13 protein-coding genes are annotated in these 15,892 nt (G+C 67.9%); 3 read left to right on the top strand and 10 right to left on the bottom strand.

The window, feature by feature from the left end:
- Positions 1-172: 172 nt before the first annotated feature.
- Positions 173-691, bottom strand: coding sequence for a hypothetical protein (locus tag ACFYXM_RS11635; protein ID WP_389288809.1), 519 nt, complete (start codon positions 689-691; stop codon positions 173-175).
- A 191-nt stretch (positions 692-882) separates the two neighbouring features.
- Positions 883-1,182 carry a hypothetical protein gene (locus tag ACFYXM_RS11630; protein ID WP_389288808.1) on the bottom strand — a complete coding sequence of 100 codons (300 nt, stop codon included), beginning with the start codon at positions 1,180-1,182 and terminating at the stop codon, positions 883-885.
- A 145-nt stretch (positions 1,183-1,327) separates the two neighbouring features.
- Between ACFYXM_RS11630 and ACFYXM_RS11625 the strand changes: the two genes are divergently transcribed.
- The 3 genes from ACFYXM_RS11625 (at position 1,328) to ACFYXM_RS11615 (ending at position 5,540) form a co-directional block, all read left to right on the top strand.
- Positions 1,328-2,449, top strand: a complete 1,122-nt coding sequence (locus ACFYXM_RS11625; protein ID WP_389288807.1) for a tyrosine-type recombinase/integrase — start codon at positions 1,328-1,330, stop codon at positions 2,447-2,449.
- A gap of 584 nt (positions 2,450-3,033) precedes the next feature.
- The gene (locus ACFYXM_RS11620; RefSeq protein WP_389288806.1) at positions 3,034-4,965 is read left to right on the top strand and encodes a tyrosine-type recombinase/integrase; all 1,932 of its coding nucleotides are present in this window, start codon (positions 3,034-3,036) and stop codon (positions 4,963-4,965) included.
- Positions 4,962-5,540, top strand: coding sequence for a DUF6262 family protein (locus ACFYXM_RS11615; RefSeq protein WP_389288805.1), 579 nt, complete (start codon positions 4,962-4,964; stop codon positions 5,538-5,540). Before ACFYXM_RS11620 ends, ACFYXM_RS11615 begins: the two co-directional genes overlap by 4 nt.
- 271 nt (positions 5,541-5,811) lie before the next feature.
- Here the strand turns inward: ACFYXM_RS11615 and ACFYXM_RS11610 are convergent, their stop codons facing one another.
- The 8 genes from ACFYXM_RS11610 to ACFYXM_RS11575 form a co-directional block, all read right to left on the bottom strand.
- Positions 5,812-6,474, bottom strand: coding sequence for a hypothetical protein (locus tag ACFYXM_RS11610; RefSeq protein WP_389288804.1), 663 nt, complete (start codon positions 6,472-6,474; stop codon positions 5,812-5,814).
- Between the two features lie 943 nt (positions 6,475-7,417).
- On the bottom strand, positions 7,418-8,365 hold the full coding sequence (locus tag ACFYXM_RS11605; RefSeq protein ID WP_389288803.1) for a hypothetical protein: 948 nt from the start codon (positions 8,363-8,365) through the stop codon (positions 7,418-7,420).
- 375 nt (positions 8,366-8,740) lie between these two features.
- Positions 8,741-9,004 (bottom strand): hypothetical protein, encoded by a 264-nt coding sequence (locus ACFYXM_RS11600; RefSeq protein WP_389288802.1) that lies wholly within the window; start codon positions 9,002-9,004, stop codon positions 8,741-8,743.
- Between the two features lie 455 nt (positions 9,005-9,459).
- On the bottom strand, positions 9,460-10,674 hold the full coding sequence (locus ACFYXM_RS11595; protein WP_389288801.1) for a hypothetical protein: 1,215 nt from the start codon (positions 10,672-10,674) through the stop codon (positions 9,460-9,462).
- On the bottom strand, positions 10,650-11,198 hold the full coding sequence (locus tag ACFYXM_RS11590) for a hypothetical protein (protein WP_389288800.1): 549 nt from the start codon (positions 11,196-11,198) through the stop codon (positions 10,650-10,652). The genes ACFYXM_RS11595 and ACFYXM_RS11590 overlap by 25 nt, the downstream gene beginning before the upstream one ends.
- Positions 11,185-13,881 (bottom strand): hypothetical protein, encoded by a 2,697-nt coding sequence (locus tag ACFYXM_RS11585; RefSeq protein ID WP_389288799.1) that lies wholly within the window; start codon positions 13,879-13,881, stop codon positions 11,185-11,187. Before ACFYXM_RS11585 ends, ACFYXM_RS11590 begins: the two co-directional genes overlap by 14 nt.
- Positions 13,882-14,282: 401 nt before the next feature.
- Positions 14,283-14,795 (bottom strand): DUF397 domain-containing protein, encoded by a 513-nt coding sequence (locus tag ACFYXM_RS11580; protein ID WP_389288798.1) that lies wholly within the window; start codon positions 14,793-14,795, stop codon positions 14,283-14,285.
- Entirely contained in the window at positions 14,792-15,649 is an 858-nt protein-coding gene (locus ACFYXM_RS11575) for a helix-turn-helix domain-containing protein (protein WP_389288797.1), read from the bottom strand. The genes ACFYXM_RS11580 and ACFYXM_RS11575 overlap by 4 nt, the downstream gene beginning before the upstream one ends.
- Positions 15,650-15,892: the final 243 nt, after the last annotated feature.

Raw genomic sequence — 15,892 nt, 5'->3', positions numbered from 1 at the left:
GGGTTGACGGGCTGAGCCTGCGCCCCGGAGCTGCGGTGGCCAGCACGCTCGCGAATTTCGGCTCGAAGGCCCGCACTACCACGGCCCACACGCCGCTGCCGGCGTTCTCGCCGGCTTCAGGCGGGACAGGAGTGCCTCGGGGCCCAGAACAAGCGTGGCCCGTGGACCTTGCTCATGCGCACCGCTGAACCGAGTTGCCCGGCACCCGGTTCTCGTCGGATTGGACGCTGGAGCTGCACCTCCCATAGCCGAGCCTCACGGCGCCACACCCGCAGGAAGGTGAAACCTCGTCCAGCGAGGGTGGGAAGAAGTCGGCCCAGGCCAGCATCGAAGCAGTCCACCGGTGCTCGAGTAGCGCCAAAGCTTCGCCCTTGGTAGCCGGACGTCCTTCGTGCCTTCCGACGACGACATACGCCAGCCCCTGGCGGGCGACATCCACGAACATCTCGCGCTGCTGGCAGGACCGGCCAGGGGGAATGTCTGCGGCCAAGCTCAGACTTCGGTACCCCTCCATGAGGTAGGGGCGCTCGGCAACCTCGCATGAATCCAGTGCGGCAAGCAGGTCGTCGGCGAGCTGGTTGATGTGCATTGTGGTGAATGAGCCGGCGGCGCCCGCGGTGTGCGTCGCGCGAGCGTCAAAGATCAGGCAGGCCCGCTCCAGGAGATCGTTGAGTGCCTCATCGTCTGTCACGCCCCGGAACTTAGGCCCGGAAGCGGACAGCTGTAGTTGCCGAGACTTCCCGCTGGGTGCCCGGAACGCTGACTGCGGTGCTCGGCAGGGGCGGCACAGCAGGGGAGAGGAGGGCCGGTTCCGAACCGGGCAGCGTCTCGGCGGCGGGGTGTTGGAGGCCTGCTCAAAGTCCATGCCGTACGAGCGCGGTGTCAACGGCGAGTACGGCCCGGCCAACAAGTCCTTGAAGTACACAACAAGGACCCGTTGCCGTTCGACTGAGCAGAGTAGGCGACTGGGATCACGGCGCGTATCGAGTCGTTCAGGGCCATCTCGATGATCTCCTCGGCGACGTCGGCCGTGGCGAGCTGGGCGGGCACCCCCTCCGCGGGGAAGGTAGCGACGGTCTCGACTCGGCCGTTGGCGTAGACGACGAGGGCGTACAGGTCGTAGTCGGTGTATCCGGGAAGCCGACGATCGGGGTGAAGTATGCCCCCACCACGCGGGCTCACTGCGAGACAGTTATCTATAGGTGTTGTAGGGCGTGAGGCACGTGCGAAGCGCGTGCCCTTCTCTATGTCACTGAGAGGTATCTGATAGGTGTCTGTCACATCTGTTACGTCTGTCTTCTTGCAAAGATTCAGAGCTGAACGTGCTGTGTCTCCGGCCGATGAGGCCGTCGCGTGGGTGGTCGTCTCGGACTCGTACGAGATCCACCACCAGGCGTCGACGTACCTGGAGTCGTTGCGGGCCAGGGACTGCTCGCCGAACACCGAGCGGGTGTATGCGGGTCGCCTCGCCCTGTATCTGTCGTACTGCGCCGCGAACGGCCTGGACTGGGCTGCGCCGGGCTTCATCGCGCTGACGCGGTTCCTGCACTGGCTCGTGAAGGAGCCACTGCCGCCACGCGGCCGGCGGGCCAGTGCCACGCCGCGCCACAGGGAGAAGTCGACCGCGAATCACATTCTCACGACGGTGGGTGAGTTTCTGAAGTTCTGTATCCCGTTCGGATGGGTCGAGCCCGCCACGGCGGCGATGCTGTCCGAGACCAAGTACCTGTCGTTCCTTCCGCCCGGATACAGCGCCGGCGAAGACGAGCAGTTCCGGACAGTCGAGACCAAGACGATCAAGTTCCGGGTCGCGATACCGGGCTACGAGTGGCTGAGCGACGAGCAGTTCGGGCAGCTGGTTGCCTTGACAGTGCGGGCCCGGGACCGCTTTCTGGTCTATCTGCTTGGGACGACGGGGATGCGGATCGGTGAGGCCCTGGGCCTGCACCGCCAGGACATGCATCTGCTGCCGGACTCCTCGGTGCTGGGCTGCCAGGTCCCCGGCGCACACGTTCACGTGCGGAGGCGGATGAACGCCAACGGCGCGTTGGCGAAGGCCCGCAAACCTCGTTGGATACCGACTGACGCGGACGTGGCCAGCTTGTACTCCGACTACGTCTACGAGCGCGAACAGGTCCCCGAGGCCGCACAGAGCGAGATGGTGTTCGTCAACCTCTTCAAAGATCCGCTCGGGCAGCCGATGAAGTACCCGAACGCGAAAGACCTGTTCAACCGCCTGGCCGCCAAGGCCGACTTCGCCGCCCGCCCCCACATGCTCCGGCACACCGCCGCCACACGTTGGAAGCGCAACGGCACCCCCGACGACGTGACGCAGGACCTCATGGGGCACGTCTCCCCGTCGTCGATGGCTCCTTACGTCCACGCCACCGACGCCGACAAGCGCGAGGCCGTTGAGCGGCTCGCCGCCCTGCGGAAGGACCGCTCATGACCACCGTCCCAGAGTTGATCGAGTACCTCACGCCATCCCCGGCACAGCACGTCGCTCGTCTGGAGGAATGGCGGACCTATCTCGCCGGCCGGATCGACCCCGACTGGCGCACGGACGAGTGGGATCCGGCTCTATGGCTGTTCACCGGTGACCTGGACAACCCGCGAACCGTCTCCTACAGGTGTAGGACACCCGAATGCCCACGGGTGAATGCCGCCGCCAACATGAGGTGCAGGAGTTGCGAGAAAGCCTTCGCACGAGGGGGGCTGAACGAGGAAGAGTTCGACGTTAGCTATATCCCCACCACAAGGCTCCAGGCTTACAAGGCTCCTGACCAGTGTGTGGCCGGTCCCGAAGGTGGCCGGTGCCAACGACGTGTATCGGTGCGTGGGCTCTGCAGATCTCATTACAGCCTCTGGGTCACAACGTTCAAACGGGAGAAGACAGAGGACTCCGATCGGAATTTGGCCATCTGGGCTGGCATGGCGCAAGGTTACGAACTGCGACCCCCATGCTCGGTGCTCGGATGCTTCACGGAGTCCCATGTCAGCGCGGGCCTTTGTCCAACTCACTACCACCGCTGGGTGAAGAGCGACACCGAGACGCGAGGGGCCGTTGAGACCTGGGCCAGTCGACAGGCCCCTTACTTGATGGGAAATCAAATATCCCTGGCCCCGTTGGGATCTGCGATGCGGCTTGAGGTGCTGTTCGCACTGCAGCAGCGGGATTCAGCCAGCAGGAAGCTGGATCCGAGGGCCACACGATCGATTGTGTCCCGGGTTGCCGATCTGCCCAGTCTTGTGCTCGCCCCGCCGGGGAGCATTTCCTCAAATATGTTCGGCCGAACTACGAGTGTCATAGCCCATTTCCATGAAATGCTGCGGCACCTGCGTCTGGCCTTCGATCATTTCAACGGCATCGACCCCACCGAGCGGATTGTGTGGGATCTGCCAGCGCTAGGGATAGGTTCGGCAACCGGCATCCGGGCTCGTCGCAATGCAGGAACGGTGGATTTTGCCGAGATTCGGCAACCCTGGCTGCAGGTGGTCGTGATGCAGTGGGCCCGCAGCAGCAATCCCACCGGCTCCAAACTGGCCACGCGTATCTCGGCCTGCGTCGTGGCCTCCAGGGCCCTGGCTCTTCGGCCAGGCGGAGGGATGGAACCCTCCGCCCTGGGGTTCGCGGACATGACTGCCGTCGTTGCGGACTTTCGTAAACTGCTCAGAAAAGACGGAAAGCCCTACAGCGAGAAGCGCCGACACACCGCGCTTTCGAGCTTCTGGCAGATTCTGGATTTCGGCCGTCTCGCGGGGATGCTGGATAACCTTCCGGCCCTATTCGGCCGCCACCCTGAACATCGAATTGCATTGCCCGAAATTAACGAAGACGAGATAGGGAAGGCGGTCCCCGAGGCGGTTATTGCCCAACTTGACCGCTCACAGGGAACACTGGGGGATGGCATTTTCAACGGCTCGATGACTGCCGAAGAGATCAAGGAGATGTGCCGCACTCTTTATGCAGTTATGCGAGACACGGGCCGCCGCCCCAACGAAATAGTTTCCCTGAAGATGGGATGCCTGGAGAAGGTCGACGGCCACTACAGCCTAATTTGGGACAACAATAAGGGTAAACGGCTGCGGCGGCGACTTCCCATAGATATTGAATCGGCGGGAATCATCCAGAAATGGCAAGTCACGCGGTCGTCCCTGAAGGGCTTCACGCACGGCGACGGCTACCTGTTTCCCGCTGCAACAGAGCGCAAAGAGACGGCGCATCTGGGCTCGGACTTCCTCTCTAGGATGCTCCGATCCTGGGTGGATACTCTTCCCCGACTGGACTCTGAGATGCCTGGCCCAGACGGCGACCCACTGCCGTTTGAGCGGTCACTGCTATTCCCTTATGCGTTTCGCTTCGCCTTCGCGCAGCGCTGCGCGGATGCTGGAATTCCGCTGGATATACTCAGAGAATTCATGGACCATAAAGACCCAAAAACAACACTCGGATACTACAAAGTCTCGCTGAACCGGAAGAGGGCGGCGGTGGAATTGGTGCGCAAGCACGCCGTGGACCGCGGCGGACGCCCGGCGCCGATGCCATCGATGGCCGCCTACGAGCGAAGTTCCGTGGCGGCGCCGTTCGGCGGCTGCGTTGAACCCAGCAACGTCAAGGCCGGCGGGAAGGCGTGCCCGCTCCGCTTCCGTTGCGCCGGCTGCGACTTTTACCGGCCCGACCCGTCCTATCTGCCCGTCATCGAGGACCACATCCGCACCCTGAAGGCCGAACGCGAGACTGCCGAGGCGCTGGACGCCGCAGCCTGGGTGACCGGGAACATGAACGACGAGATCGACGCCTACAAACGCGTCGCCGCCAACATGAAGAGAAAGATGGAGGAGTTGACCGCGGACGAGCGGGCCGAGATCGAGGAAGCGAGCAAGATCCTGCGCAAGACCCGGGCCGCGAACGGCCGCACCCTGCTCCCCCTGACAGTCGTCCAGCGGGACGAGGAGCTGCTGTGAGCAACAAGCAAGTACCGGCCGAAGTCCTCAAGGAAGCCCGGCGTCGAGACAGCCAGTCCAAGCGGACCAAAGTTCTCGTGGTCCTCCAGGACCTGGTCGCCCGCGGCGAAGCGGTCACCTTTGCGGCGGTCGCCAAACAGGCCGGGGTGTCGAACTGGCTGGTCTACGCCGAAGGCGTCCGCGAGCACATCGAGGTCGCCCGCACACGGCAGGCCGCACAGCCGCAAAAGGCCCCCACCGGATCCGCGGTGAGTTCGGCCGGCCTCACGACCGACCTGGCCCTGGCGCGGCACGAGATCGCCGAACTACGACGTGAGCGAGACCACCTCAAGGACGTCGTCCGACGGCAGCTGGGACAGCAGCTCGATCAGGTCGGCACGAGCGAACTTGTCGCACGCATCGACGAACTGACCCGCCAGAACAGCGAACTCACCGCGAAAGCAGACGCCCTCCAGCGCAGCAACACCGACCTGCAGGAGAAGCTCACCGAGGCGGAGGACGATCTCCAAGCAACCCGCACAAGCCTGCGAAGGATGATCCGTACACAGCCAGCCCCACCCCCTGCCAGCACATGACTCAACCGCCCAGCCATAGAGCAGGCACATCGCTCTATGGCTGGGCGTGCCTAATGTGCCTGCAGAGGGCACAACCCGTTTCACCTGCAAGAAGACTTGACAGCTATAGATAAAGACCGTCCTGCGGACCTTCTACGACTGGCACCTGGACAACAACTCCGGGTCCCTGCTGGTCAGGGTCCTGGCATCGGCAGGCACGCTGATCCGGCGACGGATGGACGCCGCTCTTACAACGCTGTGGCTGAGGTGTCAGCCGTTCCGGACAGAGCTGTCAGGCGGCGCTGGTGGGCTGGGGCCACCGGTAGAGATGCATGAGCTGCTCGAGGACCGGGGAAGAACCGATCCCCAGAAGAACGCAGGCTTCCAGCCCATCCGTGAACGATGCTCCCGGACGGCTCGTTGCCTTTTCCAGGCGCTGCTGCGTGGTGACACCGATCAGGCCGCCGCCGACGATGTACTGCCAGAGCTCGGCGTACTGGTCCGCGAGCAGCACCAGGTCCGCCGATCCCCTGGCGGGGTGGGGCCCGGGGAACCCGAGCTTCAGCTTGACCAGCGGGCTGCTGCCGCTCATCCCCGACCAGGAGGTGGCCACCGGCATACGCTCGTGCAGAGCGACCGACCCCAACTCATCCAGCAGATCGAAAGCGGTCCGAAGCTGCGGTGCCGGCCCGAACGTGCGCTCGTCGTCATGGACATAGACAACGAACACCGGGCTCAGCCCGGGCCCATCGCCTTCGGGAAACATCACACCGGCGCCGTCCGCGAACACGCCACCAGCCAGGAAGTCCTGGCGCTGCCGCTCCTCGTCGGCGGGCGAGAACACAGCCGCCCGGGCGATCCGGCCCGCCGGAGCCTGAAAGGACGGCCCCGGTTCCTGACCCCTGCGGTTCCTGCGCGCCGCACGCTCGGCACGGCGTCGTTCCTCACGGTTCACTGACTTCTCCGTTCGTCGTCTGTCAGCGCGCAAGGTGTCAGCAGATGCGGACACGGCATCGGAAGCCGTTCACGCAGCGGTCAGGACAGCTCAGGCACGGACGCGCCACGTTTGATAGCGGGCGGCTGGTCCCCGGAGGCACCGATAGCGGACGGCAAGCAGCCGCTCCGCCTGCTCAGGAGGGAACCGGCACGGGCCCGTCGCGTTGGCCCTTGCAGCGACGAGTCCGCGGCGAGCCGATCGACAGCGGTTGCTGTCCGGCGCTTTCGTCATGAGACGGCAGGAGTCGGCCTGCCGCGGACCCGTGGTGCTTGGGGTTCAGCGGAAGACGGCTGAGACGTTCTCTTCCGCGCAAAGAGTGAGGAGGTCGACGAACTCCCGCCCGACGCGGCCGTTGTAGCCGTCCGGCCCCACAGGAGGCCATCGGGGTCACTGCGGCCGAGTTCGGCGAGGGCTTCGCTCAGTGCCGGGGCAAGCTCGCGCGCCTGCTCAGGTGTCAGCTCGCCCCGGTCGTCGTCGTGGTCCAGGAGGTGACGCAGAGGACTGGTCACGCTGCTCCATCGACGGCCGCCGCCGTAGCCGTGCATCTGAGAGAGGTTTATGCCGATGTGGCTGGCGATCCCGCGGCGGAAGAGGCCGAAGCCCGTGTACGACCACTGCGGCAAAGGATCACTGGGCAGTGAGCCGTTCGGCCGGCCTGCTCGGATGGAAAGCCCCACGTCGTTCTCCTAGTCGTCCGGTATGAGAGGAAGCAGGGGCGATGGTGGAGGTGTGGGGGCCGGCACGGCAGCGGCAGCGAATCTGGAGACGTAGCCCTCTCGTGGTCCGTGTCGTCGACCATGACGCGCAGGACAGCCAACCCACAGATCAGGGACGGGCTCCGCGTGCGGTGAGGTCGGTGCTTCCCGGGGCCCGACGTCGGGCCCCGGGAAGCAACACCGGGTCAGGGCAGGCAAAGGCCGGTGTGGTCGACAGGCTGCGCGCACCCGTCCGCGCACTGGTGCCCGGCGGCTGCCTGAGCGGTCCTCATCGCCTCGTGACAGTCGGGGCACAAGGCTGGGGTCCCGGGCCAGTCGGTGGCACGGGCGAGGAACGCCACCGTGCCGCAGCGCTGACAGATGTCGCCAGTGGTGCGCAGCCAGGAGGTGTGCAGATACGTGTAGACGGTTTCCGGCGGCGGAGTGCCGAGGGTACGAATGTGTTTGCTCTGGCCGAGAGCGCTCAGCTTGTCGGCGGGGACAATGGCGTGGTGCAGGCGACGGTCGCCGAGGACGCCCACCCAGGTCAGTTCTGAGGCCCTGAGCGTGGCGAGCGCGTCCTCGGTGCCTTGCATGCTGCCGGGGTAGATGACGGCGGCCTCGGTCAGCCGGGGCGCGTACAGGGCTCCGTTGGAGGCCCGCCAGGCTCCGCGTTCGTCACGCCAGTAGGTCGGCTCCCGTCCGCTGGTCAGACAGTCGTCTATCCAGCCAGCCACAATGAACTGCATAACGCTGGCTGGTAGCCCGCGGCTGCCGCTGCGCCTGGTGCCGTCAGTGATCAGGTCGTGGGTGACTCCCCACACGCGGCGGCGTGCTTGATGCTCGGCTGTGAGGCTGAAGTCACCGTCCTCGAGGCCGTAGGCGGCGGCATACGCCGCTTCCCAGTTGATCGTCGGAGCACCGTCGGAGAGCTGATCGAACGCCGCCATCAACTGCTCCGGTAGGAGACCTGCATCGAGCAGGGCGGCCGCGTCCTCTTCGTTGATGCCCAGGCCGTCGCGAACCGCATCGAGGGGGCGGCTCGTGTGACGGATGCGGGGCAGGTGGTCAGTGATCCAGGCTTGAGGGTCTTGCGGGGCGGGGTGGGTGGTGAGCTGGTCGCGGAGGCGACGAGCGAGGTCGTTGTCTGGCATGACCGCAAGAAACCGCGCTCCACGGCAGTGCGTCGCGCCATCGCGAATCCGGGAACGGGGATGTCACCCAATCCAGCGGGCTGCTCACCGGGGCGGGCACGGGTAGCCGCACACCGCGACCGAACAGGAGCGTGGCAGGCAACCCGCGTACCCGCGTCCTGTCGTACTGCCAGCACGGGTACCGGCCCTTCACTGTCCTGAGCGCGGCGGATGGCGGTGTCGCTGCAGTCCGTCCGCGCGCGGACTGGCACAACTCCTCGTCCCGCTGCAGCAGGACGTCGAGCGAGGGCTCCTTGCGGGCCCGGTCGTAAGAGGCCCGGTACAGCAAGGACGGCGGTACGTAGGGCATCAGCTCCTGGTACGGGTAAACCCCCGTCACCTCGGCCAGAGCGAGCTGCAGGAAGCCCTCGCGGGCCGGTAGCCGTGGTGGGTGTGCCACTGCTTCCACAGCCAGTCGCCCACCGGCTGCCCGTCGTGGACGGCCGAGCGGGGCACGGCCTGCCCGTGTGCGGAGGTCCAGCCACTGAGGCACTCGAACAGGGCCAGCCACTCCCCTGCCAGCTGCGCATCCAGGCCCTGGCGGGCCAAGTTTTCGCGTTCGCCGGAGCTCAGGCTCTGCCAGGACCGTCCCACCGCCATCAGGGCCTGTCCCCACCCGATCCCCGGAACGGGGCCCGGACACCCGGGCTCAGGCCGACGTCCTCGGGCGAGCAGCACACTGAGGATCTCTGCATCGCGCTCCGGCAGGTATCCGGCGCAGGGCGCTGCAGGTTCCTGACCGCCGCGTTCCGGGAGGACCTGGCCGGCAAAGGCCTGCACGGGGCGGGGGAGTCCAAGGCGGCGGCGAGGACTTCGACGGCCTTCTGCCTCCCGGCCCGGTCCAGCGGCCGGGGAAGCCAACCTTCCTGAGCGGCGAGCCGAACCCGGCGAAGGGCTTCCTGATAGCCGCACCCGGTCCGCGTGTGCAGAGCCTTGGCGATCTGCTGCTGGTGGGTGGTGTTGCTGTGCTGGGCCACGTGGACTCTTCCGCGCCTGGCACGATACGGGGCCCGGCGGACCCCGTCACCCCAGCGCTGAAAGCCGGCCCGACGGGATCACCACCGGCGCGGCGGCGTGTACGGCTCCCACATCGGGGCTTCGCGCCGGCCGCGCCGCTCGCGGTCTCCGGTCATGGCGACGATCCGGTGTACCGGGACCTGGATCGGCCGGTGATCGTGCTGCGGACTGAAGGTAAGCGTCCTTCGGCGCGCGTCCCACCCGGTCAGCAGGCCGTACAGGCTTACCAACGTCGCGTCGCTGCGCGGCCCGGCCTCGGCGACAAGGCGCACGACCGCCCAGGAGTAGTGGTGGCCGGCCAGGTCCTGCAGCTGTGCGGCGGCCGGGCCGGTCGCGGTGTCGTCCGGCACCCATGCCCAGATGCCTTCGCCGAACGCGTTCCGCCGCTGTTGCCTGGCATCGCGTTCGCGCTGCTGCGCCCAGTGGGTGTCGGCGATGTCGGGGCGGGCGGCGCGCTGATCGGCGCGCGCCGCCCGGACCTGTGCCGAGGCCTGCGGGCGCTTCCCGTCCGCGGCAACGTCCTCGGGCAGGTACGGGTATACCGTGCGCAGCATCACGCGCGCGGCCGACTCCGCCGCCTGCGCGGTCTCCGGTGCGGTGGTGTCGAGGACGTCGCCGGCGGTCAGCACTGTGGCCTGGCCCCAGCGCGGCCGGTCCTCGTGCGCGACCGCGTACCGGGGCACCGCCAGCACCACGGCGTGCCGCTTCCGGTGCCGCCCGTACTCCTCCTCGCGGAGCCCGGCCGGCACCGCTGGCACTATCTGTCGGAACTGCGACAGATAGGCGAGGTCGCCGCGGTGGGTCAGCGGCCAGTCGGCCACCATCAGCAACTGCTCTTCCTCCCCGCCCGCGGTCTGGGAGGCGAACTCCTCCTCCAGCCGCTCGCACCACCGCTCCACGAACGCGGCCCACAGCTGCCGGTACTCCTGCTGCGCCCACTCGGCCGGGCTGGAGCAGGATCCGACCGGGGTGAGAGCGGGGGAGGGCAGCGCGGACACGTCGACCACCTGCTGCCGCCCCCACCGCTCGAATACCGCCCGCCGGGCCAACTCTTGGGCCTGGACGGCACACCGCCCTTGCTCGCGGGCGTGCGCCCACGACAGGCGGACGCAGTCCCACACCCCGACCTCCGTCCACCGCCGGTCCCCGCCGACGGCCCGCTCCAGCACCCGGGCCTGCTCGTGCACGGCCGCCTCGCGGCCGACTGCGTCCAGTGCCGCGCCGACCGTCACGCTCGCCACCGGCGGCGGCACGCGGCCAGCTGCTCCTCGGCCCGCTCCAGCACCTGCGACCAGACGGCCATGGCCTTCCATGCCTGCGCGCCGAACTCGTCGCCCGAGAGCACCGGCCGCAGCAGCTCCCGCACCCGTGCGTCGTCCTTGCGCGGCGAGAGGTCCAGCGCGACCGCGTACCCGAGCCACGTCCGCGCCCGGGCGTCCTCGCCCAGCCCGACGGCGAACCGGTCCGCCGCCACCGTGAGGGAGCACACCTGCCACAGGGCGACCACCGCGTCCGGCAGCAGTCCGGGCAGCCGCCCCGCGCAGCGGGCGCAGACCTGGTCCAGCACGTCCAGCAGAACCAGGTCCGTCGGTTCGCCCGCCGCCCGCGCGGCATGCTGGCAGTGCTCCGACCATTGCTTCTTCTCGGTGGGGACGTGCCATTTCCCGCCCCTGCCCGAGCGCACCAGGCCGACCGTGGCCTCGGTCACCGCCGGGAGCGCCATCCCCAGCCGTTCCAGGTCGGCGCGCGTGAGCACTTCGAGGTCACGCCGGGCCATCGGTTCCCCGCTCCTTGAGCTCGTTGTTGTTCTCGTCGCCGTGCTGGCGTCCGTGGAACATCATCGAGGTTCCGCCTTCGGGCAGGTACCAGCCGTCCGCGGCCATGTACGGCGGGATGTAGGCCGGGTTGGTGTCGGTGTTCAGGGGCGAGTCGGCGTCGGTGACGTCGCGGATCACCCGGCGCTGGACCTCCCGGAAGTCGTAGCCGTCGACTTCCCAGGTGATGTCCCGCAGCGCGGCCCGGCCTTCCTCGGGCGTGCCGCCGGTTTCGACCATGGGGTGGGCCTCGATCAGCCCCCCGTACAGGCACAGGACGATCAGGAGCTGGTGGACGCGGTCGGAGAACTCGCCGTATCCGTACCCCTGCCCGCAACCGCAGGACGGGTCGTGGGCGTGGACGTCGAACTCCACCTCGTAGGGCTTGCCGGTCAGCGCGTAGGCGGGAAGGGGCCGGTCCGGGCCGCTGAGGCAGGGGTGGGTGGTGTCGAACAGGTTGATCCAGACCTTGACGGACGTGGCCGCGAAGCCGGTGTACTCGGCTTCCAGGGCCTTCTCCAGGCGCTGGTGGGCCGCGTACGCCTTCTCGTCCACGCTCTTCCAGTCCTCGCCGAGCCGGTGCCCGGCCAGGTGCAGGAACCGGTTGGTCAGCAGGGACAGCTCCTCCAGAGTCGGCAGCGTCCCGCCTGCCCCGCCATCCGCGCTGGACGCGTCTGCGCGCATGGCGGCATCGCCCTGGTGGCCGGTATCGGTGTCGTCGTGAGCTGGCCAGACCTGGGTGAGTTCCTCACCAGGTTCGGCGCGGCGGACGAGCGCGAGGTCGGACAGCGTCATCCCGAAGAAGGAGTGCCCGTCCCACACGCTCAGCCAGGGCACGTCCACCGGGCCGGTGCTGCGCGGGTGGACATCGGTGACCTCGACGCAGACCTGTACCGGCTCGGGGAACTGGGCGCCGGGCCCGTACCACAGGGCCAGCACCCGGGTCCGGGAGCCCAGGAACTGCCGGGCCTGGCGCACCGCGTGCAGGCTGTGGTCCGAGGGGATCCACCAGCCGTCGCGGTCCCAGGCGTGGTCGGCGTCGACCACCAGGGGGCCGCCGGCGTCGTAGAGCGTTTCGGCGGCCTGCTGCCGGGCCTCCTGCCGCAGCGCCGCGCACTGCTCGCCGGCCGGTGCGGTGCTGCCCAGGCCCTCAGCGTCAGCCCCGGTAACCGGCGCGCCATCCCAGACCGGGACACCGGGCGGGGTGAAGGGCAGCGTGCCCAGGATGACGGCGACCTGGTTCGCCCGGTCGATGCCGTGGCTGATCCGCGCGTCCGAGCCGGTGGCGGCCGGGCGCTCGTCGCCGTCCTGCGCTCCGTAGCGGCGCCGGGGGTCGTCGGGCTCCTCGTCCAGGCTGTGCCCGAGCAGCATCGGAAGCAGCTGGTACCGGAGGAGTTCCTCAAGGCCGCTCTCGACGTTGGAGGCGTCCCCGGTGACCGCAAACGGCTTCATGGTCTGCTCAAGGCCATCGCTGAGGGAGTGGACGAGGTGGTAGGGGGTGCGGTGACGGTCCCGCTCGCAGGCCTGCGTGGTCAGGGCCACCGCGTAAGCGATCGCGGCTGGCCACAGCGCGTCCCTCCAGCGCACGTCCGCCTCGCGGCACAGGGTCTTCGCCTCGGTGCGGGCGGTGGGGGCGTGGTGGTCGACGGCGTCGACGAGCGCGGCCAGATTCGCACCGGCGCCCAGGTGCCGGAACATCGGGTGGCGGTCGGCGGGCGGCGGCAGCCAGATCCAGGAGCGGGTCAGCGGCTCGCCCCAGCGTTCCATCACGAACGGCCAGCCACCGCGCTCCCCAAGCGCGCGGTCGAGCCGGGCGCGCAAGTTCGCCCCGCAGGTCAGCGCGAGGACGGCCGCGACCGCGTCCCATCCCGCCGGGGCGGACAGGTCCTCGTGCAGGAGAAGGTCAAGCTGGACGGCGAGGTAGGGCAGGTCGGTGCGGTAGTGCTGGTCGCCGTCGAAGACGCACGCGGGGCACACCGGATCGGCGCTGGGCGAGTTCCCCAGCAGGTGATGCTCGGGATAGCGGTCGCCGCAGATCGGGCACGGCATGGTGGAGCGCTCCTCCATGCCCCGCACCCTGGCCAGCCGGGTCGCCCCGAGCCCGGTGTCCAGGCGCCGCGCGGTGGCACGGACCGGCTCGGTGGAGCAGTCGCCGAGGCCGTCCTCGAAGTCGTCCACGGTCGCGTTCCCGGCCGGGCACATCGCCGTCAGATACAGAGGCTTGCCCAGATCACACTGCCCGGGATCGTCCGGGTCACGCTCCTCACCTCCGTCGTCCGCTTCGTCGGCGCGCCCCACCGACAGGCTCAGCCCGGCGACGGGCCCGGCGTACGCGGTCAGGCCGAAATGCTCCAAGTCGGTCTCATCGCCCGCACCCCAGCCCAGGCGGCGGAACTCCGCGACGAGGGCCTTCAGGTAGTCCTTCGCGAGGACCGGGCCCGGATCCGGCTCGAGTGCGCCCTGCTCGGCGAGGAGGCGTACGGCCTCGGCGCGGCCGGCCTCGTCCAGAACCTTGGGCAGCAGCCCCATCTCGGCGGCGTCGACGACGCGCTGCAGAGCGCGCTGGTAGCCCATCCGCGTCTGCGCGTCGAGGGCCCTGGCGATCTGCCGGCGGTTGTTGGGATGCGTACTGTGCTTCGGTGACACGACAGCTCCTGCGCGCTCTCGGTCCGTGCCGCCCCACCACGACACGAGCCAGAGCGCGTACAGGGGCGGTCACACGATGACTGGAAGCGCCAAGCATTACCACTGCATCACCCTCCAGCGGCAGCTGGATTCGCCAAGGCTCGGAGGTGGGTCCGGGCAAGGCACGTCACGGTGAGGTGCGTTTCCCCTGATGCTACCGGGCGACCAGCCGCCCAAAGACGCGGTACCGCGAGGTGAAGGGCTACAGCCGCGGCCCCGAGGGCGCGCCGCGGTTCGACCGCTCGCAACGCGTACGCGCTGCTGGTGCCCGGCGCCGGCCGAATGGGGACTCTGATGGGTGACTATGACCTTTCCGCAGACCTCCGCCGGAGGCATTCAGCTCCGACGTGCTTGCTTTGCCCTTACGGGCGACGGAACAGCCCACCTCTGATGCCCGCGAAGAAGTCACTGATCTCGGATTGAGCGAAGAACAGGAATCGTCGCTCCTGACCGGCAGGGCTGCAGAACGCAGTGACCGCATGGGGAAGGGCGGCCACACCGATGCTTTCGGGTCCGCCGAACCGCCACGGAGAGAGGCGGAGTTGAGACGTCAGCCATTCGGTGGTGAGGGTGTTCTTGCCGACTGCGGTGACCGGGTCTGTGTCGAGGTGAAGGGGCCTATTGAAGAGGTTCATGGCGACCGCGTCCGCGAACTGACCGAACCCTGTGTCGGACATGATCAAGGGGGTTCGATGAGGGTTGACGGAATCACGCAGAGCGGTGATCTCACGCGGCAGGAGGGCGACCTCGGCGCAGTTCGATCCGCCAGTGCTGGCAGACCGCCATTCAGCCTGGGCGATCTGTCGGGCCAGCCATGCGGGATCGGCGTCGATATGCCGGATGTTGGGGACAGCGCCGCCGACGTGCAGGGTCATGCGTATTCCTCAGCGAGTTGATCTAGGAAAATCAGGGAGTCCTCGACGGAGAGGGCATCGTCCACCATGCGCTCGCTCACGCGCTTGTACTCGGCGACGACATCGGCCTCGTGGATCTGGAGAGCTGCACGTCTGCCTTCGATGGTGATGCTGGTACGGCCTGTCGGGAACGTCATCAGCATGAACGGGCCGTCTATCCCCGTGTGGGCACCGGCTGAGAACGGGATCACCAGGATGGTGATGCCTGGGACGCTCCTCGCCAGGTCGGCGAGGTGCGCGGCCTGCCGGTGCACGCCGACCCGCCCCCCGATCTCCTGCCGGAGCTGGCCCTCGGTGAGGACGGAGGTAATCGCGGGCGGCGGCTGCCGGGAGAGGACCCGTTCGCGCAGTTCAGCGCGCACGCTGACGAACTTCTCGACGTCATCCGCAGTGCTCCAAGCAAGGTCCGCCTCGATGATCGCCCGTTCGGCGAGCGGGTGCTGGAGCAGGCCGTGGGGCGCGGTCGGGGACCAGAGGAAGGCCGCTCTGGCGAGTTCGATGTCGGTGGCGTAGCTGCCGAAGGGGTCATCGGCGTCGCCGGGGAAGCGTTCGTGCCAGTCGTCGCTGTTCGCGCTCACCACCAGTTCCCGCCAGAACTCCTGGGCGGCCGGCTCGGTGACTCCGAGGACTGCAAGGAAGTGGGGGAGCTGCTGGAGGGTGATCTTCTGGTGGCCGGACTCGATCTTGTGGGCGGTGCTCGCCGAGCCGTACCCGAGCTGCTTGGCCGACGTCTCCAGGGACCATCCGAGCTCGACGCGGCGGTGCCGCACTTCGGCGCCCAGCCTCCGGCGTCGAGGGTTGGGTTCTCCGGGCATCGTCACCTCCCAAGCGGTCGGATTGATCGTAGTGGTTCGGTTGCTCCGCGCCCATACAGCTTGGCGTACAGGAAAAATTTTCCAATCGAGAACCCTTGCCAGTGCTCGGCCTGCCGGTCATCATCTTGCGTGCGGTCAGTGTCCGTTGGGACACGGAACGCAATGGCCGGTAGTGCGCCTCCTCTTCGGCATGCCCTCGGCCTGGCTGCTGAGTTTCGGTGCGAACAGGGCTCGTTGACCTGT

Origin of the sequence: Streptomyces sp. NPDC002476 (assembly GCF_042889785.1) — a bacterium.
Classification (GTDB): domain Bacteria; phylum Actinomycetota; class Actinomycetes; order Streptomycetales; family Streptomycetaceae; genus Streptomyces.
The sequence above is the reverse complement of the archived record's forward strand: the minus strand, read 5'-3'. Positions and strand labels throughout refer to the sequence as shown.